Genomic DNA, 20,239 nt, shown 5'->3' on the forward strand with positions numbered 1-20,239 from the left:
CCTAGGTACGCGGCGTCCGAACGCGAACCAGTAGATGGTCCAGAGGAGGATGACGGCGACCAGGCCGAGGATCACCCACTTCATCGAGGATCCGACGCCGATCATGATCGTCGTTGCTTCGGGGGTGTCCGCGCCGATGTTCTCGAACATGGAACCGACCTGGGGGAGGAGGAACTCACCGGCGACAATGAGGAACGCCAGCACCATCGCGAGGAGCAGGATCGGCTTGAACAGCGAGGAGCGGATCAGCGCCTTGATGTCGGTGGCTTCGACGACGATCATGGCGGCGTTCCGGAGGTTCGCCTGCAGGTCACGCGGGGTCGCTGACGCACGGATGAGCTCACGCGCTACCCGAGGGACCGCGTCTTCCTCGGCGCACATCGCGTCGATGAATGTGGCGCCCTGGTCTCGCATTCGGGCGGCAGCGCGTGTGTACGCGCCACCGATGTTGAACTTCGAGTACTGCTTGCCGAGCTCGGTGAGGGCGCGCTCTTCGGACTCGCCAGCCTCGAGCATGGAGGCGAGGTCTTCGAGTGTTTCGGCGACGTCGTCGAGGCGTGCCTTCTTGCCGACGACGGTGATGAGCTTCTTCTTCTCGCCGACCGGTGTGGGCGGCGCGTACTTCGGCTCCTTCGCCGGCTTCTGCTTCCGGTGACCGCGGGTTTCAGGCGGGGCGACGCCGAAGACCGGCGCGATATCCGCCTGCTGTGGTGCGACGGCCGGGAGCGGCCCGGCGGGGAATTCGAACTGGCTCATGAGAGGTCCTTCACGTTGATGCCTCGGCGGGTCAGGAAGTCGTTCATCGTCTTGCGGTCGCGTGCGGTCTTCGCCGCGAGCTCTGGGGTGATGTGGCCTTCGCCGACGAGGCGGTCGAGTGAGGCTTCCATCGACACCATTCCGGCGGCTTGGCCCTGACCGAGAAGCATCTGCTGGGCGAGCTTCATGTCGCCTCCGAGGATGAGCTCTGAGAACTCTCGTGTGTTGAACGCGACCTCTTGTGCGAGGGCGAGGCCTCCGCCGGTTCTCGGGATGAGCTGCTGCACGACGATGCCGATGAGGACTTGCGCGAGCTGGGTGCGGATGAGCGCTTGCTCGGCGGGTGGGAACATGGCGATCAGCCCGTCGACCGTTTCGGCGGTCGAGCCGGCGTGCATGGTGGAGACGACGAGGTGGCCGGAGGCGGCTGCGGACAGGGCTGCGCGGGCGGTCTCGGCGTTCAGGATCTCGCCGACGAGGATGATCTTCGGGTGGGACCGTTTCGCGTTCTCGACGCCGACGGCGAAGCTTGCGACCTGGGAGCCGACCTCGCGTTGGACGACGAGGGATTTCGCGTGCGGGTAGACGAACTCGACCGGGGACTCGAGCGTGTAGATGGAGGAGGACTCGGTCAGGTTGACGAGGTTCAGGAGCGCCGCGATCGAGGAGCTCTTCCCGGAGCCGGTCTGCCCGGTGAACAGCAGCAGCCCTGACGGCTGGCGGATCGAGTTGACCAGCGACGGTGTGAGGCCAACCCGTTCGATGGTGGGGACGTCGCGGGAGATGATTCGGATCGTGAGGCTGGCGCCTTCAATGTCATGCCGGACGGCGAGGCGCCCGCGGTATTTCGAGCCGACGTCGATGGATGCGTCGCCTTGGAGGTCACGTTCGAACCGTTCGAGCCCGCCGGGGAGGAACGCAGCGACGATCGCAGTGACGAGCTCGGCGGTGATCGGTACGGGGCTGTCAGCCATGTGGAGGGTGGCTTTGTCCTTCACGTACCAGAGGCCGCGGCCGGCGGACATGTGGATGTCGGAGCAGCCGTTGTCGCCGAAGTAGTCGAGGAACCGACCGATGATGGCTCGCGCGTCGAGGTCAGACATGGGCGCCCCGTTCACCGCTGGCTTCGAGCGCGTACGCCTCTTCGAGGGTGAGTTCGCGGAACGCTGCCGGCAGCGACGTCTCGACCTCGGACGTGATCTCGGGCTCGAGGGGTGTGTCGTCGGTGTGCTCCACCTGGTCGACGAGGATGTCGGTCTCCACCTCGGGCTCGGTCTCCACCTCGGTCTCCACCTCGGGCTTGGGCTCCTCGAGCACGATCTCGTGTCCCAGCACCCGGTGCGCTTCCGCCTGGTCGGTGGTGCCTTCAAGGATGAGTTCGCGGATGCTCTGCTCGAACGTCGTCGAGTTCGCCTTGGCCGCCTCGCGGATCCGTCCGAGACTGGTGTTCGCAATCACCTGGTCGGCGAACTCATCGGTGACGCGGAGCACCTCGTGGATCGGTGCGCGTCCGAAGTAGCCGCCGAACCCGTCGACCTTCCGGACGAGGCGCTGCGAGATGACGCCCTGGAGCGCGTCAAGCACCGACAGGGCTGAGTCTTCGGACAGTTCGATGAGACGCAGCACCGCGGTGACGTTGTCGGTGGCGTGGATGGTGGAGATGACACGACGACCGGCCTTCGCCATGCGGACCGCGGCGCCGGCGGTCGCGGCGTCGCGGATCTCGCCGATGAAGAGGGTGTCGAAGTCCGCGCGGACGAGGTACCGCATGATGTGACCGAAGCCGGCACCGACCTCCTCGTTCACCTCGATCTGCTCGGCGCCGGGGAGGACACGCTCGACGGGGTCTTCGACGGTGATGGTGGCGAAACCGTCACCACCGACTTCGTAGATGGCGGCGTGCGCGGTAGTGGTCTTGCCTTCACCCATCGGCCCGGCGATCAGGGTCATCCCACCGGGGCGGGCGAACAGCTCGCGGCTGGCGGTGAGGTTGTCGTCGGTGAAGCCGAGCTCTTCGAGGTGCTTCAGCTTCCCGATTGAGGGAAGACGGAGGACGATCTTCTCCCCATCGTTGAACGTCGGGAGGAGGACCGCTCGAACGCGGTACTCGCGATCGTCGATCTCCAGCGGATACTTCCCGTCGGCGGGGACCTGGCTGGAGCTGGTGGGCAGCTCGGCGGCGGTCTTCAGCTGGTTGAGCGCTGTCGACGCGTCGCGTCCGGTGACGCTGGCGACCAGTTCGAGTTCGCCGTCACGTCGGGCGAGGACGTTGAGGGTCCGTTCAGCCGGCAGCCCGCCGGTCAGGTTCAGGTGGACGTCGGATGCACCCGCACGGACGAGGTCTCGGAGGACGTTTGCGAGGTACGCATCCCGGGCGTTGGTTCCCGAGGTGGCGTAGGTGCCGACGGAGTTCGCGAGGGTGGGCCGATCCGGGCGAACGGGCTCGGGCTCGGGCTCGGGCTCGGGCTCCGGCTCGGGTTCCGGCTCCGGCTCGGGTTCCGGCTCCGGCTCCGGCTCCGGTTCGGGTTCCGGCTCTGCCGCGAGCTCTTCATCGTCATCTTCTTCGAAGATCGACCCGTCGAAGGTGGGTTCCTCGTCCTGGAAGAGCGACGCGTCGAAGCTCGCTTCGCCGGCCTGCTCGGTGAACCAGGTGATCGGTGTCCCGGACGACCAAGGTGGTGGCGCCGGCAGTTCCTCATCGAGGCCGTTACCGTCATCGTCGGCGGCGACCGGTTCTGCGCCGGCATCGGCGCCGACCCCGAATGTCGTTGGGTTCCAATCCCAGGCGGGTGCCGCGATCTCACCGGGTGCGCCCTCGTCGACGACGGTCGCCGGCGGGAGCACTTCGAGCTCCGGCACCACCTCATCCGGCGCCTCCTCGTCGGAGGAAGCGACCGGGCTGAGGTCCGGCGAGATGTTGATCACCTCGCCGATCGCGTTGAACGTGACCCCCGCGTTCTCGTAGGCGGGGACGGTCGGGTCTGGGATCTCCTCCGGAGCCGGTTCGCGCGCTGGCTCCGTCGTAACAGACACCTGGCTCGCCGGCAGGATGGCGTCAGGGAGCTTCGGCCTGGTCGCGTGCAGAAGGTCGAGGACAGGGTTGTTGGAACGGGGGCCACTCATACCCCAATGACATGCGGCGAAGGGCTATTACACGACTGAGCTTCGCGGGCAATTGATTCAGAGCAGTGGGCTGTTCACTTCGCCGCGCCAGATGTCCTCAGACTGTTTGACGAGGTCGTCGAAGCTGACTCCTCTGGAGTCGCACCAATGCCGGATGTCGGCGAGTACACCGACCGTGTTCTCCACCTCTGCCTTGGTGGCGTCGAGCGGCTCGACGGGAAACTCTTCACCGGTCCAGGCGCTCAGTCCACGGACTGCCCTTCCGGCTCCGGCGACGGTCGCGTTGTCGCTTTCAGCCGTGATGGTGTCGTACAGCTTCCCCTGCACCAGCGCCGCAAACTTGCCGCCCATAATCGGGTCGCTGAGCGACTGGTTCAATGCGTTGATGAGGATGGAGCGAGCGCGATCGTGGACGATCTTCCCCCAGGCGATGATCGCTTCACGTTCCTCTTGCGTGAGGTGCTCGAACCCTTCGTCGTTGTCGTCGAAGTCGAGTGTTGACCGTGTGGGTGTGTCGTCGCGTGTGCCTGGGCGCCAGAACATGACGGTGTCCAAGCCGAACTGCAGGTATGTCCGCAGGCCGGATCTGAACTCGAAGGTGATGGCCGGTTGGCCGATGTCAGGTAGTCGGGGGAGTGAGTCAGGGGAGATGTCGATCGAGTGGAGGACCAGGGCGATGGGAAGGGCCCTGGTGACACGCACCGGGTCTCGTCGGGCTTGAACGCCGGGGATACCTGGCCATTCGTCATTGGGTGCGGCGGGGTCCTGAGTTGGTCCCATATCGGGTTCCTTCTATTGGAGCGATCGGGTTGTCGCGTGACATTCGACGGGTGGGGCCGCCGGCTTGGATGAGTTCGGGTCTCGCTCCGAATTGTGTCGAGGCATCGTACACGCCGCGGTTGTCATGTTGTAACAGATTGGGTGAACAAACGACAAAGCCTCACCGTTCGGGTGAGGCTTGTCGTGGGCCCATCGGCCAGCTTTGAGCGGGTCAGCCGATCCGCGTCAGGCCGACGATCGCCATGTCCGCCGACGACCCGTTGAGGCAAGTCTGGTAGACGAGGTCGAACCCGCGGGGAAGGTCAGCGGTGGTCGCGACCGCCTGGTTGAGGCGGGCGGCGATCCCCTCGACGCGATACAGACCGTCGAAGCCGGCACCGTGGACGCGGACCGTCGCGCCGGCCCAGAGCGGGAAGTCCCAGCCGCCGCACGACCAGTGCTCAGCGATGCCGTTGATGCCGTAGTTCGGCGAGACGTTGACCGACCCGTTGCACGCGTCGATCTCGGACTGGAACCCCGTGGTCCATACGTACTCGTCGTGGTCGACTCCGCCGCCTCCGCCGCCTCCGCCGCCGCTTGACGGGGCAGGGGACCAGTCATCGTCCGAGTCGTCGTAGTCGGACCAGGACGCCTCTTCGGCCGCCGCAGCGGCCGCGGCTGCAGCGGCCGCTGCGGCGGCCGCTTCCTCCGCCGCCTTGCGTTCAGCTTCGAGGCGCGCCTGCTCGTCGTTCCAGGCCTTCACGGCAGCATCGACGGCCGCCTGCGCTTCACGGATGCCGGCTGGGATCCCGGTGACCTCCTTGCCGACCTGCCCGTCGAGCTTCGCGAGCTTTGCGGCGGCGGCCTTGTACTCGTCCGGCCGGTCCCAGTAGTCCGCGTCGGTCGGCTTCGCAGTGCGGTGCACCTTCGAGTCCTTGGCGAGCTGCTTCTTCGCGGCCTTCACCGCCTTCGAGCTCTCGTCGATCCTGACCTGCAGTGCCGCGCGTGCGTCCTCGGAGAGGACCTTGCCGGCTGACACCTCAAGGGTCTTCGCCGCGGAGGCCAGGTACGCGTCGGCGGTGGCGATCGCGCCGAACGAACGCAGGCGGTCAAGGTTGAACTTCGTCGACGCGTCGTCGAACGCGGTCACGGCGCTGTCAAGCGCGATGCTTCGTGAGGCGTCGATCACGCCAACGCCGACGATCACGCCGACGGTGGCGGTCACAGCCATCGCGGCCTGCCATACCGGGCGGCGTTTCCACCAAACGTGCTTCTCGTCGATGGCGGTGGCGTCTTCTGCGACGTCGTTCATGGGCGGGGGCTCCTTCTGTCGGCCGACATCAAGGAGCCATGCGGCGGAACAGGAGCCGCGGCGCCGGTCAGTGCCCCGTGGCCCCTTCGACGGGAGGTTCCGGAGTGGGGGTCGGCGATGGCGACGGGGTCGGCGTCGGAGTCGGCTTCGCAGGTGCCGGCTTCTCAGGCTCCTTGTCGTCGTCCTTCTCGGTGCCCGCGCGAGCGCGTTCCTCCGCGACCGCCTTGTCGACGGCTTCGGCGACGAGCTTGTCGACCCGCTCCTTCTCCTTCGCCTCGAGATCGGCCTTCTCCTTGGCCTTCTTCTCCTCAGCGGCCTTGCGGTTGTCGTCGACCTTCTGCTTTGTGATCTTGTACTGCTCCGCGAGGATCTCCTGGCGGTCCTTCGCGGTCTCCCGCAGCCAGAAGATCGCCAGCTCGTCCTCGGGCTTCGCGCCCTTCAGATGGTCGTAGGAGTCGCGGAGCGTCTCCACCATCGCCGGGTTCACATCGAACCGAGAGCCCAAGTCCGCTTCGGTGCGGCCGAGCACCGTGTCGATCAGACCTTCGAACTGGCGGTACAGGTCGAGGTAGCGGACCTGCAGGTCGACCAGGTCGTTCGACTTCTCCGCAGCTTCCGCGGCGGCAGCGTACGACTGCTTGTACGCGGTCAGCTGCTGCGCCGGCACCGCCAACTTCAGGTCATCCGCGGCGGACTTCGACACCTGCACCAACCAGCGGATGTCCTCCTTCGCACGGCCGACCGCGGCGTCCGCGTGGGTGTTCTTGATCGCGGTCGCGTTCCCCGAGTCGGAACTCGCGACGTTCACTGCGTCGAAGATGGCAGACAGCGCGGGGATGGAAACACCCGCACCGACCGCTGCGACGACGACCACGGTGACGACCGTCTTCGCCGCCTTCGGCATCCGGCGCTTCACCTTCGGCTGCTCCGGGAACAGCTCCTCCTGCGAGTCGTTCGACAGCTGGATCAGCGTGTCGAAGCTGAACTCGTCGCGGTTGTGCGGAGGTGTGGGGTCGGTCGGCATTCCAAGCTCGATTCGTGGTGCGGGTTTCGAATCAGTGCTGGGCCAGCTTTCCCATCAACCCTCGAGACGCTGTCTATAGACCCCGCGCCTGACAGCGCCCCTTGAGGAGGGGAGGTCCGGCTGGCCCAGCCGGAGGCCGGTGTTGCTGGCCTCGGGAAAAGGACATGCGGCGAAAATCTGAGGTGCTGAAAGTTGGCGGTCAGACAGTCGCCAGACGGTCCCGGAGCCGCGTCGTGGCAGGCGGCGGCAGGTGCCGTGACGGGCACCGGTGCACGCTCTCACCGACGTTGAACCGGTGGCAGGCCGGGCATTCCCGGACGTCGACGCGGTGTCCGCCGCGGACGAGCCGGTTGTACGCCGACCCGACAGATGATGCGGAGAAGAACGCTCGAGCCTGCTGCTCCGTGACCCGGTAGCCGTACAGCTTCTCCCGGATCCGGATGGCGAGCACCCCGCGGCCGCGGTCGTACCCGGCGGCGGTGATGAACGAAGACTCCTCGCGGGGTTCCTCGACCTTCCCGCCGGCAGCGGCGAACCGTTCGGCGCGGCGCTGTGCGAGCTGCCGGGCGTCCTCGATCGCGAGGCGCGGCCGGCGTGCCTCAAGGACCGCGCCGACCGCTTCAGCGATGAGCTCGGCTGAGCCTGGCGGGAACCCGAGGCCCTGCACAGACCATTCGTTTGCGCCGTTCTGCGTGACGCGGACCGTACCGGTGATCTGCCCGCCGGGGAACGAACCGGCGACGGGGAACTCGAACGTTCCGCCGTGGTTGTACGAATACCGCTTCACCGCGGCTGCGGACGGCATCTGCACTGAGATGTCCTGCCCGCGGTACGTGGCACGGTGCGTGCGGCGGCCGCCGTCGACGACCGGCAGCTGCGGGTAGCCGGCGTCCGGCACTGGCGAGGCGAGCGCGAACGTGTTCGGCTGCTTCGCCGGCACGTACCCGGCCGCCGCGAGGGCGGCCTGACGCTGCGCGAACTGCGCCTCGGTGACCCCGTCGGCGGACAGGGTGATGCCGTGCGGTGTCTGCGTCTTGAACGTGTACTGGCCGCCGGCGCCTCCGGCGGCGAGCTTCGGGATGCGAGGCTGAGCGGCTGTCATGCCGCTCTACGTGTGCGGGGCGAGCTTTACTCCACGAGGATCTCCGCTCTTGTGTCTCCGTCACGTAGGTCCACCCCCGTGACGGTGATCTTCCACCGGTCACCGTCTTGAGTGGAGAACGAAGCTCCTGTTTCCATGAGAAGCGTGCCTTCGTGCCAACTGGGGTACGTCTGCGTCTGATGCGGCTCGAGTCGCCGGTACCTGAACGAGTGGATCAGTGCGACCCCACGGGTCGACGCGGCAGTCCATCCGGGCCGGTCCGCCCAGAAGGGGAGGCGGAGCTCGACCGTCACCGTTGGGCCGTCGTCGCCGTCCTGGGCGACGACGAGCAGCGGGTCCTGTAGGACTGACCCATGGGCGGTCGTCCAAGATCTGATCCATCGCCGCTCACCGCGGCGGATCCTCGCCACACGCCCCTGAGATTCGAAGACTTGAGTGTTCCAGAAGCGACGCCACACGTGGGCGGCGCAGGGCGGGACCGTGTTGCTCCAGAAGTCCGGCCCCTTGATAAGTTCTGCGTGTTCCCACCCCGCGAACGGTTGGACGACCTCCATCTTCGGCCATTGGTCGCCCATGACGTCCCACTTGTCGTTGTACATGTGGCCCGTCTTGTCGTCGTCCGCCATGATGACGCCGAAGGCATCCTGGAACCCCAGCAGGTGACCGACCTCGTGAAGGTAGTAGGGCATGAGCGCATCCTGGGCAAGGACGGTGGTGTCGTTTCCCTGGGTTCCGGCGTTGAGTTCTGGAGGGTTCATGAAGGCGATCACTCCGTCGAAACCATTCAGGTTGAACCCGTCGTTGGCGGCTCTTTCCCGCACCGCCGCGGCGATCTTCGCCCGGTCGTTGCGGAGCTCAGCATGGCTTCGCCCCAGCCTCAGCCATGCGTGGTTCGGAAACTCGAACGAAGGCCTCAGCATGTTGAGGGTGGACCGCATCCAGTAGTCGCGGACGCTGTACCCGTTGCTGGTAGTGAAGATATCCCTGACCATGTCCGCATGCCAGATCACACTCGGCCTGTAGTTGTCGCCGAACGGATCGTCGAACATGTACTTGAGCACGGCGATCCGGTAGTCCTGCTTGGCAGCCACGATGCGTCCCCCAACGCTCTGCTTGCGCTGGTCGCCGCATTGAGAGCCCTCGACGGCCGGCTCGGATGCGGCAAGGATAGCGGTGTGCCGGCACGGCGACCACCCCGACAAGAAGGGCCCCACCGGAAGGTGGGGCCCTCTGCTGGTTCGGTCCCGCTTACGCGGCGACGAGCTCGCGGTGCTTGGCGGCCAGCTCGCCGATCTTGATCGGGTTGAACCCGGACCAGTGGTCGTCGTCGGTGATGACGACGGGCGCCTGCAGGTAGCCGAGCGACTTGATGTGGGCGAGGGCCTGCTCGTCGACCGAGACGTCGATGACGTCGTACTGGATGCCCTTGCCGTCGAGCGCGCGATAGGTGGCGTTGCACTGGACGCAGGAGGGCTTGGTGTAGACGGTGACGGTCATATCGGTGATGCCTTTCGGGTGAGAAAAGCGCCCTCTGCGAAGGAGGACGCTTGGTGGTCGTGGTGTATCTGTGTGCGGCGGAATCGTGTGCCGCGGGGATGTTTCCTCTTCACAGATCACATGCGCGGGGAGGCGTCCCGCGACCTCTGCCGCGGCGGAGATTTTGACCTGGGTGCGAGGAGTGAGCCTCTGGATCACCTCCGCGAGGGCGGAGAAGGAGCGAATGCTGAGCCGCCGTTGTATGGATCACCTCCGCGGAGTGGCGGAGAAGGACGTCGATGCCTCGAGTGGGCTCTGGATCACCTCCGCGGTGTGCGGAGAAACGGGTCGAGTGCTTTGGTGGGCTCTGGATCACCTCCGCTAGGGCGGAGAACTGTCTGGGACCCTAAGGCGCGGGCAACGGATCACCTCCGCGGTGGCGGAGAAACCCCCACGTTCAGCCGGGATGGACCATGAGATCGTAGCCGTACAGGTCGGCGAGGGAGTGGATGAACGTCTGCTCGTCGGTCGGGTCGATGAACGAGACGTCCCCGGTGGGCAGGGGCACGTCGGTGTAGGGGGCGTAGTCGGTGCTGACGAGGACCAGCGGGACGGGGCCGTCCCAGTTGCCGGCGTACTGGTTGGTCGCCTGCCCGCGCGGTGCGAGGAGTGCGGTGGCGACCTCTTCGTTCGCGGCGGCGAGGTCGAACCATTCGGTCGCTGCGATGAGCTGCGCCTGGGATCGGTTGGCGATCATGGAGGCGGCGTGCACGCGTGCGATGAACGCGTCGACGTCACCGTCGTAGGAGTCGGGGAGCTCGGCGTAGCCGGGGATCAGCTCGGCGGCGAGGTCGGTGAGGGTGTCGGCGTACACGGTTCGGTCGCCGGTGTTCAGGGCGAACGGCCACGGGGTGCCGTCGTCCTTCAGGACGTGGTCGATCTCCTCGGTCACGAGGGAAGCCATAGGCGGCTCCTTCCGGGTCTGCGGCGTCGGGGCACGCCGGCTACCAGCACCATGCGCGGGTAATCATCGCGAGCTGGGACGTGCCGTTTCCGGGTCAGGCGGCGACCGGGTCGGCCCAGAAGGTCAGGTCGTCCTCGAGCTGCTCACGGCTCGGGAAATAGTCGAGTTCGAAATCCTCGCCGAACATCATGTTGATCGTCTCCTCGCGGGGGTGCAAAGCGTGTGCGAGGAAGACATGCGGCAACTACCGGAACACCGGTGGGACGGTCGGTTCCGCGTCGACGACGGCCGGCCGGAGGCTTTCCGGCTTCTCCCACTTGGATGCCGTCCAGCTGCCACGGTCGACCTCGGCGGGGAACTCGTCGTCGAAGGTGACGTCGAGGCGCCCGTCGAACTTCGCGATGCTGGTCTGGGCGGTGTTCGCGTCGAGGATCGACAGGTGCACACCTTCGAAGCTGACGCGGCGCTTCTGCGTGCTCGGCAGCAGCTTCGCGTCGTCGACGGCGCCGTCCCAGACGATGTCCAGTCGGGTGTTGCCGTGCCAGGGGATCCCGGACGCGGCGAGCTCAGTTGCGGCCGCGATCGCGGCCGGGTCGTTCCGGTCGACGCCGTGACGGGCGAGGATCCCGAGGATGACGTCGCGGCGACCGTTGAGGTTCCATTCGATGTCGTCGATACCTTCGGCTTCGAGGAGGAGGGAATCGCCGAGCGGTGCGCGGAGCGTCCGGTCGGGGGTGATGCGGTTCATCTCAGGGATCGGGTCGACGAGGTTTCGCTTCTCGATCTTGTCGACGATGAGCTCACGGCTCTCGGAGTGCAGCTGGTCGAAGTCGACACCGGCGTCGGCGGCGAGGTTTCGGGCGAACTGCTCCGCAGCGTCTCGGCGGCGGTCCTCGAGGCGAGCCATCGCGGACCGGTGGGCCTTCCACGGCTGCCCGGCGAGGAGCTGATTCGTCTCCGCGGGGGTGAGCGCGTCGTCGTCCTTCCAGATGTCCAGCTCGATCCCGTACGCCGGAAGGGCGGCGAGTTGGTCGTCGACGAGCCACGCGGCGCGTTCCTGCCCGATCCTGTCGAGCGTGACCGCCCCTGCGGTCTGGTGCTTCTGGGCGAACTCGCCGCTGATGACGCTGTGAAGGTTCCCGCGGGCATCCTGTGTGGTCTGAGGCATCTTTCGTACGTGTGCGGCGGCGGCACTCTCGCCAACCCGCTTCGCAGTGTCGTACGCTTCGGCCATGTCGAACACACCGGCGCCGGGTTGGTACAGCGACCCGTCAGGCGCGCCGAACCTCAGATGGTGGGACGGTGCCTCCTGGACAGAGCACATCCGTGTTCCGAACCCGCCGATGGCAGCACCGCCGCCGAACTCGGGCCCGCCGGGGCTGCCTGCCGCAGCAGTATCCGCCGCCACGCACATCTCGTCGACGTCGTCGACGGGAGTCATTCAGGACACGCGGACCGGTGAGCAGAAGGTCGTAGGCCCCGCGTCGATCGTCCTCGGGCTTCTCTCGATCCTGCTGTGGCCGGTCGGGGTTGTCGCGCTGCTCGCGATCGCAGCTGGGATCATCGCGATCATCATCGACCGGCGTCGCGGCGGGATCTCCGGGAAGGTGACCGGGTGGATTGGGATCGCGCTCGGCGCGTTCGGCGGTTTCATCACCTATGGGAACTTCCTGACGGGCCTCAACCAGTCGATCGAGGGTCTGGCGTACTAGGGCATGTCGAACCCTTCACCTGGCTGGTATCAGGACCCGACTGACTCGAGGACGACGCGTTGGTGGGACGGCATGCGATGGACGGAGCATGTCGCCCCGTTGGCCCCGCAGGTTCCTGTCTATCCGACGCTGCCTGGGGCTGCGGTGCCGGCAGAACCGGAACGGCCCGCCCGTCAATGGTGGGATAGCCGGAACGGATGGGCGATCGCCGCGGCGCTCGTGGCGATCATCTCCCTGTTCATCAACCCGTTCCTCATCTTCGGGATCGTCGCGATCATCCTCGGCGCGGTCGGAGTGGGGATGGCCGGATCTGCAGGGTACGGGCGCGCCCAGGCGATCGGCGCGATGTCCGTAGGGGCCCTCGCCACAGCATGGTCGGCGTACCAGCTGTTCCAGGCAATGAGCTAGAGCAGGAAGAGCAAGGGCGGGGATCGGGCCGCGGCTAGAGTTCGGCAATGGCCAAATGCGTCCGCTGCGGAAAAGAGTTCGACGTCGACGACTCCCGCGAAGAGTTCAACGACGAGTTCGACGGAGACGTCGACTACGACGAGGAGTACGCCGGGGAAGTCTGCGCGAACTGCGCCATCCCGGACACCGAGTCGAACATCAACGCCGGCGCCGCAATCGACATGATGAACGGCGAGATCGCCTACGACGCCGATCACGTCGAGCGGTGGCTCTGAGCAGGCTTGCGCTTGCGCGCCCGTCCTAGACGATCGACCAGTAGTACACCGACGCGCCTGGGTGCATCTCGCCGATCGATTCGTCGACGGAGCGGAAGTCAGTGGGGTCGGTGTGCCCGGCGAAGTAGATGGTGATCCCGCCATCCTTGCCCTGCTCGACACGGGTGACGGTGCCGGTGTGGTCCCTGTCGCCGGAGTTGTCCCAGTCGAACTGGACGATGTCGCCGACCTTCACCTGTGATCGCTGCGCATCGGTGAGCTGGGTGGCACGGTCGGGATGCGCGGCGAGGTAGTCGCGGAACAGGGTGGACGACACCCACGCCTTCGCGTGGTCGATGTAGCCTTCCTCGTCCTTCGAGTACCACCACTGGTCATCCATCTGCCAGCCGCGCGCGAGGAGGCCCTGGGAGGCGAAGTTCACGCAGTCGCTGTCGGCGAGGTACCCGAACTCCGAGTTCTGCGTCGACTGCCAGTTGGAGAGGAGGTAGTCGACCTGCCCCTGCACCGGTGCGGTGAGCGGCTTCCCGTCGAGGTTGCCGGGCCCGGCTTCCGGGCCGGTCTTCGGCTTGGGCGCCTCGGTCTTCGCCGCCGCGGCCGGGGTCTCAGCCTTCGCCGGCGCGGCCGGCGATGCGATCGTGAGTCCGATGCTGAGGCCGAGCGCAGCGCCCAGGCCGATCCCGACCCCGAAGTAGATGCCGATGAGCTGGCGGGTGGAGGTGCGTGTGGTTCGGACGGGGTTCTGCATGTGCGCGGTGAGGCTTCCTCTGGAGGGGCGGACAGTCGCACTCACCATGCGCGGGATTTCAGTCGGTGGCGGTCCAACGGTCGAGGTGGATGACTCCTCGGCGGGCGCCGGCTTCGTAGACGTCCTCGTCGGCTGAGGCGAGTGAGCCGAGTTCGTCGAGGATCTTCCGCAGCTCGATGGTGAGTGCAGCGCCGTCACCGACGCTGTCCTCGTTGTAGTCGTAGAGGACGTTGAAGTCGGCGTCGACGATCTCGTAGACGATCGGGGTGGCGCCGTCCAGGTCGTCGTGGTCGACGATTGCGTCGCTGGCGTCTGGGAAGTAGTGCCGGACGGTCCGTGCGACGCCGCGGGCGACCGACTCGTTCAGCTGCCGTTCCGCTTTCCGGTAGGCGCGCTTCGCGACGTCGATCTCCGCCCAGACGAGGCGGACATGCTCGTCCAACCCGAGGCCGGTTTCGGCGGGGGACTGCGGTTTCTCGGTGAAGCGGCCGTCGGCGGGGGAGTGGAGGTTGTCGTTCGCGTCGCGGATGGTCATACGCGTATTCGTGTGCGGCGGATGCCGCGCATGGCGGTGGCATGGAGAAGACGCTGACGATGGTCGAGGACGCCGACGGCGACGGGGTCTGCGGGCACTGCGGCCGCGAGGGGATCCGGTGGCTGGCGACGTTCGATGACGGCGCCAAGGTGGGCTTGCAGTGCGCTCGGAAGCACCTCGGTGTGAAGGTGTCGGTGAAGGATGTTGCTTGGTCGACAGGTTTCCGTCCGGTCGCCCAGCACCGGGAGCACGGCCTGACGTTCGTCCTCTGGGACAACGGGCGTATGACCAACACCACCCGAAACGGGCTCCTCGACGCGGTCGGCGGCGAACGAGCGGTGTGGGAGCGGAACGGCTGGCTCTGACGCCGAGCCGTTCCTTCCGCCACTTCAGCGGACGTGCTTCCGCCCCTCGAGGTAATATCCCGCCCACTCGTCCTGGTCGACCGGGGCGACGTACCAGCCGGCACGCTCGCGCTTGTCGCGTTCACGTTTCGTGTCACCGGCCATGTCCTTCCACGCCGACTCCGCGGTGGGGTACACGGAGAAGCTGGACAGGCCGTACATGCTTCCCTTGGCGACTCCGTTCTCGTCGAACAGCACCCAGAAGTCGGGGATCTCGATGGTGGTTGGCATGGTGCTCCTAACGCTTCTCGAGGCCGGCGAGGAGGTTCTCGGCGACGTCACGGTCGATCGTCCACATGACGTCGGCGCCCAGCGCCCACCATGCGACGAGGTCGGGGTGGTGCGACGGGACACGTCCGGTGAGGAGTACGTCTCCGAAGCCGTGCTGCTCCTTGGTCCGCATCTCATCGACGATCCAGTCGTTCAACGCCGTCCACGCGGCATCCTGGAACGCGGCCGCCGTCACGACTAACACCTCGAGGATCTGCCCGTCGCGGGTGAATGACTGACCCTCGATGGTTGGGTTGCCGGCGGCACGGATGCGGGTGAGCGACTCCTTCTGGCGGCCAACCTCGGACTCGGCGGAACCCATGTAGTCGAGACGGAAGTACTTGTCGATGCCAACGGCGCCTTCGCGGGCGGCGCGCACCGGTTTGGTGAGTCGCTGCACCAGGTAGAACTGGTCGGCGTTCACGTGGTCGGTGTCGATCGCCGGGTCGTCGTTGCGGGGCATGAGGGTCTCCTTCATCTCGTGACCGTACATGCGCGGGCGAGTCAAGGGGGCGAAGCACCTCTTGCCCGGGAACCTGTCCACGCGCAAGATGAGATTCCGTCACCCATACCCGAGGGGAGGCACGTCGATGGCTGCGCCCAAGCCAGGCGAGAAATACCGGAACGTCCCGACAGGACGAACCTTCATCGTTCACCAGATTCGGTCGGGCGAGATCCAGATCCAGAGCGTCGACACTCGCTTGCTCCATTGGCTCACGATTCCTGGTTTCCACCGGAACTACCGGCACTTCAACGAGCAGGAGGAACCCCGCCGCGCATGACGTCTCCGACAGAAGGAGACCAATGACCGCCACCGCCACCGCCGAGGAGTTCTGGCAGCAGCTCATCCCCGAAGGCCGCGACTACGAGATGGTCCGCCGCGACCAGCTGCAACCGGGCGACGTCGCTGTCTCCTCGCACTACGGCGTCCGCACTGTGAAGCGGATCACCCTCGCAGGGATGAACGGCGAGACCACCCAGATCGACTGGGAGGGCGGCGCGTGGATCCACCCGATGCTCGAGCGGAACGACAGTCACCTCCTCATCCCTCGCCTCTCCCGGAACCTCACCCCCGCCATCCGGACATTCGCCGACGACACCTCCGCAGGCATCTGGATCGGCGGGACGTGCTTCCGAGTCGAAGTCCAGGACGGCGAGGTCACCTTCTACGTCGGCGACGACGTCGAAGAGGAGTCGGTGTGGTCCCAGCATGTCGGAGCGGTCCGATGACCGCGCCTCGGACCCGCCAAGAACTGATCGACGGAGCCGTCGAAGCGCGCGTCGAGACGGCCGCCGCAACGTGGCGCGATCCGGCGAACGATGCCGAGGTCGCCGCGATGGAGGAGACCAAGCAGATCCTCGCCCGGTGGTCCCGAGACGACGCCGAGTTCTACCTCGAGTACTACGCGAAGGCGCTCGGCATCACGCTCGGCTAGGCCGCGGCCGCGAACCCTGCGCGGGCTGCGGTGATCGTGATGCCGTCACCCTCGAGCCGCCGTGCGCTCTCGGCCGCGTCGATCCAGTCGAGCGTCGGATACGCACCGACCGGCACGACCGAGTGCAGCACCGTGGTCGGGTAGACGTGCACGAGGTTGAACGCCCGTGCGCCGTCCCTTCCACGGGTGCCGCCGACCGGGACGTTGAGATCCTGGGTGTAGCAGGACGCTGACGCGACGGACACTGGGACGCCGGCGAACGTCGCCGCCGAGGAGTAGTGCAGGTGCCCGGCGATGATCGACCGGATGTCGCTGCCCTCGACGACCTCGCGAAGGCCGACCTGGTCGCGGAGTTCCACCGCCACGGCGAGGTCGAGCACAGAGGGGATCGGCGGGTGGTGCATCGCGAGGATGGTGCCGTGCGGCGCCGGGATCGCCAGCTCCTCAGCCAACCAGTCCAGCTGCTCAGCGGTCACCAGACCGTGATGCTTGCCGGGGACCGTGGAGTCCAACGTGATGACCCGGAGCCCGTTCACATCGTCGACACGGTCCACCGGCCGGTACGAGTCCACGAACTCGCCGAGCAGACGGCGCCGGAACGCCGCCCGGTCGTCATGGTTGCCCATCACCCAGATCACCTGCGCGCCGAGACGCTCAGCGACAGGATCGACGATCCGCCGCACCCGGTCGTACGCATCCGGTTCGCCCTTGTCGGCGATGTCCCCGGTGAACACGATCGCTTCCGGCCGGCCACCGGACGCTTCGAACTCGTCGAACAGCTGCTGCAGGTGCGCCTCCGACGCGACCCGGTCGTACAAGCGGCCGCCGCCGGCGAGAAGATGCGTGTCGCTGACGTGGAGCAGAAAATGATCCGGGCGCGGGTACTCGGATCGGATCACTGCGCAGCCTCGGCCATCTTCAGTGCGTGTGCGGCGGCCGCGGCGCCGCGGAGGCGCGGCTCACCGCGGTCCGGTTCGTGACCGAAGCCGCCTTCGGTGACAAGACGGGACTTGGGCCGCGGCCCGTCCGATTCGGACTCCAGGCGAGGGGCGAACTGGTCGATCTGCGCCGCCGTCGGGGCCCAGTTCTCAGTGGTCGGGACACCGAGTGCCAGCAGCGCCTGCCGGTAGTCGCTCGCGGATGCGTAGAACGACTTGTACACGAACGGCTCAGACCCTTCGAGCTCGGCGGCCCCGACACCCTTCGCGACTCGGGCGTCGGCGCGGATATTCGCCGGGATCTGCGGCACCGCCGTCTCGTCGTTGTACGCCTGCGATCGGGCCTGCTTCGACGGGTTCGAGCCCTGAAGGATCTTGTGCCCGACCTTCGCCTTGAGCGACGGGCCGATGCCGGTGTTGTTGTTCTGAACCTGCGTCGACAGGATCATGCGCATGCCAACGAAGCGTTGCTGCGAGATGATTTTGGAGATCAGTGACGCGAGAGCCACCTTCAGCAGGTTCTCCTCCGCCACCTCCACCGCAAGCGGATGATCCTTCGGAATCCCGGCAGGAATCTTGTCCGTGACGAGCAGGCCCGACACTTCGTCGACGACCGTGAGGATCGGCTCGAACTGCTTGGCTTTCGGGAGCTCGAGCCAGTTCACGACGCCCTCCTGGGCGAGGATGTCGGCACGCCTCTTGCCCTCCTCGTAGATCAGCGACATAGTCGTGACCGCGGCCGCGAGGCTCTCGCAACCCCAGAAGTTCGGGGCGCACATGTCGCGGTAGTGGTGGAAATCGACGGATTTCTCGGGCAGGTCCACCAGCGCGAGGAGCGATCCTGAAGCGAGCGCTCCGGCGATCAGTCCATTGAGGGTCACCGACTTGCCGGCGCCCGGCGTGCCGGCCACGATCCCGAACGCCTGACTGACCCAGTCGATGCCGGCAAGCTCGCCGGCTTCTTCGCCCGGCCCGGGAAGCTTCACGCCGAACGGGGTGAAGTCACGGTCGAGCTTAGAGAGCCCCGCGATCGGGTACGGGATCATCGCCGGGAACGTCGGCGGGTCGGACGGGATGATCTCGGCGGTGAGTTTCTGCGGGTTCGTCTTGATGTACCAGCCTTCACGGCCGATGTCGGACTCGACGGTCGCTTGGAGCTTCTCGTCGTGCTTCGCGGAGGAGTACTTCGAGGACGGCAGTTCGACGTTGAAGCCGCCGCCGACCCGGTCAGCGACCTGCACCTCCCACGGCTTGACCCCGAGCACCTGGGCGAGCGCGCCGCGCGCGCGGACAGCGTCGTCGGTCATCTTCGTGAGGCGCGCCCAGCCGAGGTACGGTTCGAACTTCGTCAGCCGGTACCCGTCGTACTGGGATTCGAGCCGGGCTGCGACCCGGTCCCCGTCGGTGGGTTTCGTCCCGCGGGCGAGGGTGACCTCCTTGGAGTGAGCCTGCTTCCCGGTGCCATGCTCGATCTCGGTGATCTGCACCTGCCGGGTGGCGGTGACGGTGCCGTCGACGATGTTCGCGTGGTCGACGGACCAGCCCTCCCCAAGCTCGGAGAGAACCCACTTGTCGAGCGCCTTCGCGTGCTTGTCTTTGTCGAAGTTGGCGGGCAGTTTCAGGGTCGCCTGTTCGATCTTCGAGGTCATGCACGGGAGACATGCGGCGGGAGTCGAAGTGCCGAAAATCTCCCATGGCGGCCATCGCCGGAGTAGCGTCCGTGGAACCGACCAGTGAAAGGAACCGACGGCGATGACACTCGAGCAGGCGCAGTTGCACGGCGCCATGAACCCGGACACCGCGGTCGCGATCGTCGGCGCCGCGAATGACGAAGCGGTCTTCGACCAGATCCGCCACGAGTGGGTCGCGCAAGGCGCCGGCACCCCGCTGGACATCGACTACGACGACGAGATCCTCTTCACCTCCGTCGTCGCAGCGATCGCCGCGGCAACCCACGGCGTCCCGAACGCCATCGCTTTCATCGGCGACTGCCGAGTGTTCGTGACGATGCAGATGCTCGCCGGCACGGCCGCGGATGTCACCGCCCGGTACATCGCGGAGGAGTACCAGGACGACCAGGAGTTCCCCGGCGCGGAAACGTTCGAGCGTGAGCTGCGCCGCACCGCACGTGCGATCGCCCGCACCTGGGTCCTGGAAGACATCGCAGCGGTGGAACCAACCCTCGATGAGATGCACGAGGCGGAGTACGACGCGGAAGCAGCGTTGGTCGCGGAAGAGCTCGGTGTCGAGAACGCGTACCTGATCGTCGCCAGGCAGCGGCCGTTCATGGCGAAAGCGCACCTTGAAGGCGCGGACCCGCTCGCGGTCGGTGACTTCGTCGCCCAGCAGGTGCTTGGCGGGCGGGACTAGGCGATCACCAGATGTCGTTGTCGACGTGTGAGATCGCGAACCCGTGCCCTGACGTGTGCAGGCAGGAGATCTTCTCGCTGTCGTTGGTGCAGACCACGTCGGCGTAGCTGATGGAGGTGTTCGCTTCGAGCACGCCGATGTCAGTGCGGTACTCGCTGTCGAACGCCGCGCCGTCGCGCTTCCTCGGGTGGGGTGTCTCAGCGCCTGATGCTTCTATCCCGTACCCGCATGGGACGTCCGCGGCGTAGCAGTAATCGCCGGGCTTCTCGCGGGGGAACTTCCACGCGGGTTCACGGCCGATCGCGCAGCCGTACAGGGGTGCGCTGTCGCCGGTGACGGTGATCCCGCATCGCAGGTTGCGGTCGGGTGAAACGAACGTCACGCCGACACCGAGTTCGTGCGCGGTGTATGCGGCCGGGTCGACCGGGTAGATCGCCGGCGGCGCCGCTTGGTTTCCGTGAGACAGGTCAGCGGGTGCTGCGGTGATGACCGGTCCGACGGTGTCGGCGGGTACGGGTGAGGAGCAGGAGGTCAGGAGGGGAAGGAGCACGACGGCGGCCGCGGCCGCGCCGATGAAGCGGTGTTGCACATGTCCAATTGTCTCCTGAAGAGGCGGCACCGGACGACACT

At 66.6% G+C, this 20,239-nt stretch carries 26 protein-coding genes and 2 pseudogenes; 10 read left to right on the forward strand and 18 right to left on the reverse strand.

The genetic code is table 11. The features are described 5' to 3' along the window. The 11 genes from GH736_RS00220 to GH736_RS00270 form a co-directional block, all read right to left on the reverse strand. Positions 1–756: type II secretion system F family protein (locus GH736_RS00220; RefSeq protein WP_159599101.1), on the reverse strand; the 756-nt coding region annotated here is incomplete at its 3' end. Further along, positions 753–1,859, reverse strand: a complete 1,107-nt coding sequence (locus GH736_RS00225) for a type IV pilus twitching motility protein PilT (RefSeq protein WP_159599103.1) — start codon at positions 1,857–1,859, stop codon at positions 753–755. The genes GH736_RS00220 and GH736_RS00225, both read right to left, overlap by 4 nt. Beyond that, a complete protein-coding gene (locus GH736_RS24395; RefSeq protein ID WP_203230605.1) occupies positions 1,852–3,789 on the reverse strand; it encodes a GspE/PulE family protein in 1,938 nt (645 codons plus the stop codon). Before GH736_RS24395 ends, GH736_RS00225 begins: the two co-directional genes overlap by 8 nt. A gap of 147 nt (positions 3,790–3,936) precedes the next feature. Beyond that, positions 3,937–4,659 carry a hypothetical protein gene (locus tag GH736_RS00235; protein ID WP_159599105.1) on the reverse strand — a complete coding sequence of 241 codons (723 nt, stop codon included), beginning with the start codon at positions 4,657–4,659 and terminating at the stop codon, positions 3,937–3,939. A 211-nt stretch (positions 4,660–4,870) separates the two neighbouring features. Next, positions 4,871–5,950 (reverse strand): hypothetical protein, encoded by a 1,080-nt coding sequence (locus tag GH736_RS00240; protein ID WP_159599107.1) that lies wholly within the window; start codon positions 5,948–5,950, stop codon positions 4,871–4,873. A gap of 67 nt (positions 5,951–6,017) precedes the next feature. Next, a complete protein-coding gene (locus GH736_RS00245; RefSeq protein ID WP_159599109.1) occupies positions 6,018–6,974 on the reverse strand; it encodes a hypothetical protein in 957 nt (318 codons plus the stop codon). A 199-nt stretch (positions 6,975–7,173) separates the two neighbouring features. Then, positions 7,174–8,076 carry a KTSC domain-containing protein gene (locus GH736_RS00250; RefSeq protein WP_159599111.1) on the reverse strand — a complete coding sequence of 301 codons (903 nt, stop codon included), beginning with the start codon at positions 8,074–8,076 and terminating at the stop codon, positions 7,174–7,176. Positions 8,077–8,102: 26 nt separating this feature from the next. After that, complete coding sequence (locus tag GH736_RS00255) at positions 8,103–9,167, reverse strand: hypothetical protein (protein WP_159599113.1); 1,065 nt, start codon at positions 9,165–9,167, stop codon at positions 8,103–8,105. 157 nt (positions 9,168–9,324) lie between these two features. Continuing rightward, a complete protein-coding gene (nrdH, locus tag GH736_RS00260; protein ID WP_159599115.1) occupies positions 9,325–9,573 on the reverse strand; it encodes a glutaredoxin-like protein NrdH in 249 nt (82 codons plus the stop codon). A gap of 436 nt (positions 9,574–10,009) precedes the next feature. Next, a complete protein-coding gene (locus GH736_RS00265) occupies positions 10,010–10,516 on the reverse strand; it encodes a hypothetical protein (RefSeq protein ID WP_159599117.1) in 507 nt (168 codons plus the stop codon). 244 nt (positions 10,517–10,760) lie between these two features. After that, positions 10,761–11,684, reverse strand: a complete 924-nt coding sequence (locus GH736_RS00270; protein WP_159599119.1) for a hypothetical protein — start codon at positions 11,682–11,684, stop codon at positions 10,761–10,763. 64 nt (positions 11,685–11,748) lie between these two features. On the opposite strand from GH736_RS00270, the pseudogene GH736_RS25700 reads away from it, so the two are divergent. The 5 genes and pseudogenes from GH736_RS25700 to GH736_RS00285 all read left to right on the forward strand — a co-directional run. Continuing rightward, positions 11,749–11,853 (forward strand): annotated as a pseudogene (locus tag GH736_RS25700) (DUF2510 domain-containing protein); the annotation flags it as partial. A 6-nt stretch (positions 11,854–11,859) separates the two neighbouring features. Then, positions 11,860–12,228, forward strand: a complete 369-nt coding sequence (locus tag GH736_RS00275) for a hypothetical protein (protein ID WP_235933776.1) — start codon at positions 11,860–11,862, stop codon at positions 12,226–12,228. Positions 12,229–12,231: 3 nt separating this feature from the next. Next, positions 12,232–12,333: pseudogene (locus tag GH736_RS24805) on the forward strand (DUF2510 domain-containing protein); the annotation flags it as partial. 39 nt (positions 12,334–12,372) lie between these two features. Further along, positions 12,373–12,636 (forward strand): hypothetical protein, encoded by a 264-nt coding sequence (locus GH736_RS00280; protein WP_235933778.1) that lies wholly within the window; start codon positions 12,373–12,375, stop codon positions 12,634–12,636. A gap of 47 nt (positions 12,637–12,683) precedes the next feature. Then, positions 12,684–12,911 (forward strand): hypothetical protein, encoded by a 228-nt coding sequence (locus GH736_RS00285; protein ID WP_159599125.1) that lies wholly within the window; start codon positions 12,684–12,686, stop codon positions 12,909–12,911. 25 nt (positions 12,912–12,936) lie between these two features. On the opposite strand, the gene GH736_RS00290 is transcribed toward GH736_RS00285, so the two are convergent. Further along, positions 12,937–13,656 carry an amidase domain-containing protein gene (locus GH736_RS00290; RefSeq protein ID WP_159599127.1) on the reverse strand — a complete coding sequence of 240 codons (720 nt, stop codon included), beginning with the start codon at positions 13,654–13,656 and terminating at the stop codon, positions 12,937–12,939. A gap of 58 nt (positions 13,657–13,714) precedes the next feature. Further along, positions 13,715–14,191 (reverse strand): hypothetical protein, encoded by a 477-nt coding sequence (locus GH736_RS00295; RefSeq protein WP_159599129.1) that lies wholly within the window; start codon positions 14,189–14,191, stop codon positions 13,715–13,717. A gap of 41 nt (positions 14,192–14,232) precedes the next feature. Here GH736_RS00295 and GH736_RS00300 point away from each other — a divergent pair, with 41 nt between their 5' ends. Further along, positions 14,233–14,556: a hypothetical protein gene (locus GH736_RS00300; RefSeq protein WP_159599131.1), complete on the forward strand. Its 324-nt coding sequence runs from the start codon at positions 14,233–14,235 to the stop codon at positions 14,554–14,556. A 24-nt stretch (positions 14,557–14,580) separates the two neighbouring features. On the opposite strand, the gene GH736_RS00305 is transcribed toward GH736_RS00300, so the two are convergent. Then, a complete protein-coding gene (locus GH736_RS00305; RefSeq protein WP_159599133.1) occupies positions 14,581–14,826 on the reverse strand; it encodes a hypothetical protein in 246 nt (81 codons plus the stop codon). A gap of 7 nt (positions 14,827–14,833) precedes the next feature. Continuing rightward, complete coding sequence (locus GH736_RS00310) at positions 14,834–15,343, reverse strand: hypothetical protein (protein WP_159599135.1); 510 nt, start codon at positions 15,341–15,343, stop codon at positions 14,834–14,836. Between the two features lie 112 nt (positions 15,344–15,455). Between GH736_RS00310 and GH736_RS00315 the strand changes: the two genes are divergently transcribed. Genes GH736_RS00315 through GH736_RS00325 form a run of 3 tightly spaced genes read left to right on the forward strand, consistent with a single transcriptional unit; the run spans position 15,456 to position 16,301 of the window. After that, a complete protein-coding gene (locus GH736_RS00315; RefSeq protein WP_159599137.1) occupies positions 15,456–15,647 on the forward strand; it encodes a hypothetical protein in 192 nt (63 codons plus the stop codon). Between the two features lie 22 nt (positions 15,648–15,669). After that, a complete protein-coding gene (locus tag GH736_RS00320; RefSeq protein WP_159599139.1) occupies positions 15,670–16,095 on the forward strand; it encodes a hypothetical protein in 426 nt (141 codons plus the stop codon). Continuing rightward, positions 16,092–16,301: a hypothetical protein gene (locus tag GH736_RS00325; RefSeq protein WP_159599141.1), complete on the forward strand. Its 210-nt coding sequence runs from the start codon at positions 16,092–16,094 to the stop codon at positions 16,299–16,301. Before GH736_RS00320 ends, GH736_RS00325 begins: the two co-directional genes overlap by 4 nt. Here the strand turns inward: GH736_RS00325 and GH736_RS00330 are convergent. Together GH736_RS00330 and GH736_RS00335 are read right to left on the reverse strand one after the other, a co-directional pair. Continuing rightward, positions 16,298–17,200 (reverse strand): phosphodiesterase, encoded by a 903-nt coding sequence (locus GH736_RS00330; protein ID WP_159599143.1) that lies wholly within the window; start codon positions 17,198–17,200, stop codon positions 16,298–16,300. The genes GH736_RS00325 and GH736_RS00330 overlap by 4 nt on opposite strands. Beyond that, positions 17,197–18,888 (reverse strand): FtsK/SpoIIIE domain-containing protein, encoded by a 1,692-nt coding sequence (locus GH736_RS00335; RefSeq protein ID WP_159599145.1) that lies wholly within the window; start codon positions 18,886–18,888, stop codon positions 17,197–17,199. The genes GH736_RS00330 and GH736_RS00335 overlap by 4 nt, the downstream gene beginning before the upstream one ends. Before the next feature lie 103 nt (positions 18,889–18,991). Between GH736_RS00335 and GH736_RS00340 the strand changes: the two genes are divergently transcribed. Next, a complete protein-coding gene (locus GH736_RS00340) occupies positions 18,992–19,609 on the forward strand; it encodes a hypothetical protein (protein ID WP_159599147.1) in 618 nt (205 codons plus the stop codon). Positions 19,610–19,613: 4 nt separating this feature from the next. Here GH736_RS00340 and GH736_RS00345 read toward each other — a convergent pair whose 3' ends face one another. After that, positions 19,614–20,198, reverse strand: coding sequence for a hypothetical protein (locus GH736_RS00345; protein WP_159599149.1), 585 nt, complete (start codon positions 20,196–20,198; stop codon positions 19,614–19,616). Positions 20,199–20,239 lie beyond the last annotated feature (41 nt).

This window comes from Agromyces humi (assembly GCF_009720255.1).
GTDB lineage: Bacteria > Actinomycetota > Actinomycetes > Actinomycetales > Microbacteriaceae > Agromyces > Agromyces humi.

Excerpts from the sequence above, each read along its gene's own strand:
- GH736_RS00290 (WP_159599127.1), bottom strand. The coding sequence starts at position 13,656 with ATGCAGAACCCCGTCCGAACCACACGCACCTCCACCCGCCAGCTCATC.
- GH736_RS00295 (WP_159599129.1), bottom strand. The coding sequence starts at position 14,191 with ATGACCATCCGCGACGCGAACGACAACCTCCACTCCCCCGCCGACGGC.
- GH736_RS00310 (WP_159599135.1), bottom strand. The coding sequence starts at position 15,343 with ATGAAGGAGACCCTCATGCCCCGCAACGACGACCCGGCGATCGACACC.
- GH736_RS00305 (WP_159599133.1), bottom strand. The coding sequence starts at position 14,826 with ATGCCAACCACCATCGAGATCCCCGACTTCTGGGTGCTGTTCGACGAG.
- GH736_RS00285 (WP_159599125.1), top strand. The coding sequence starts at position 12,684 with ATGGCCAAATGCGTCCGCTGCGGAAAAGAGTTCGACGTCGACGACTCC.
- GH736_RS00340 (WP_159599147.1), top strand. The coding sequence starts at position 18,992 with ATGACACTCGAGCAGGCGCAGTTGCACGGCGCCATGAACCCGGACACC.
- GH736_RS00270 (WP_159599119.1), bottom strand. The coding sequence starts at position 11,684 with ATGCCTCAGACCACACAGGATGCCCGCGGGAACCTTCACAGCGTCATC.
- GH736_RS00320 (WP_159599139.1), top strand. The coding sequence starts at position 15,670 with ATGACCGCCACCGCCACCGCCGAGGAGTTCTGGCAGCAGCTCATCCCC.
- GH736_RS00250 (WP_159599111.1), bottom strand. The coding sequence starts at position 8,076 with ATGACAGCCGCTCAGCCTCGCATCCCGAAGCTCGCCGCCGGAGGCGCC.
- GH736_RS00240 (WP_159599107.1), bottom strand. The coding sequence starts at position 5,950 with ATGAACGACGTCGCAGAAGACGCCACCGCCATCGACGAGAAGCACGTT.
- GH736_RS00265 (WP_159599117.1), bottom strand. The coding sequence starts at position 10,516 with ATGGCTTCCCTCGTGACCGAGGAGATCGACCACGTCCTGAAGGACGAC.
- GH736_RS00300 (WP_159599131.1), top strand. The coding sequence starts at position 14,233 with ATGGAGAAGACGCTGACGATGGTCGAGGACGCCGACGGCGACGGGGTC.
- GH736_RS00225 (WP_159599103.1), bottom strand. The coding sequence starts at position 1,859 with ATGTCTGACCTCGACGCGCGAGCCATCATCGGTCGGTTCCTCGACTAC.
- GH736_RS00235 (WP_159599105.1), bottom strand. The coding sequence starts at position 4,659 with ATGGGACCAACTCAGGACCCCGCCGCACCCAATGACGAATGGCCAGGT.
- GH736_RS00335 (WP_159599145.1), bottom strand. The coding sequence starts at position 18,888 with ATGACCTCGAAGATCGAACAGGCGACCCTGAAACTGCCCGCCAACTTC.
- GH736_RS00315 (WP_159599137.1), top strand. The coding sequence starts at position 15,456 with ATGGCTGCGCCCAAGCCAGGCGAGAAATACCGGAACGTCCCGACAGGA.
- GH736_RS00325 (WP_159599141.1), top strand. The coding sequence starts at position 16,092 with ATGACCGCGCCTCGGACCCGCCAAGAACTGATCGACGGAGCCGTCGAA.
- nrdH (WP_159599115.1), bottom strand. The coding sequence starts at position 9,573 with ATGACCGTCACCGTCTACACCAAGCCCTCCTGCGTCCAGTGCAACGCC.
- GH736_RS00245 (WP_159599109.1), bottom strand. The coding sequence starts at position 6,974 with ATGCCGACCGACCCCACACCTCCGCACAACCGCGACGAGTTCAGCTTC.
- GH736_RS00275 (WP_235933776.1), top strand. The coding sequence starts at position 11,860 with ATGGCAGCACCGCCGCCGAACTCGGGCCCGCCGGGGCTGCCTGCCGCA.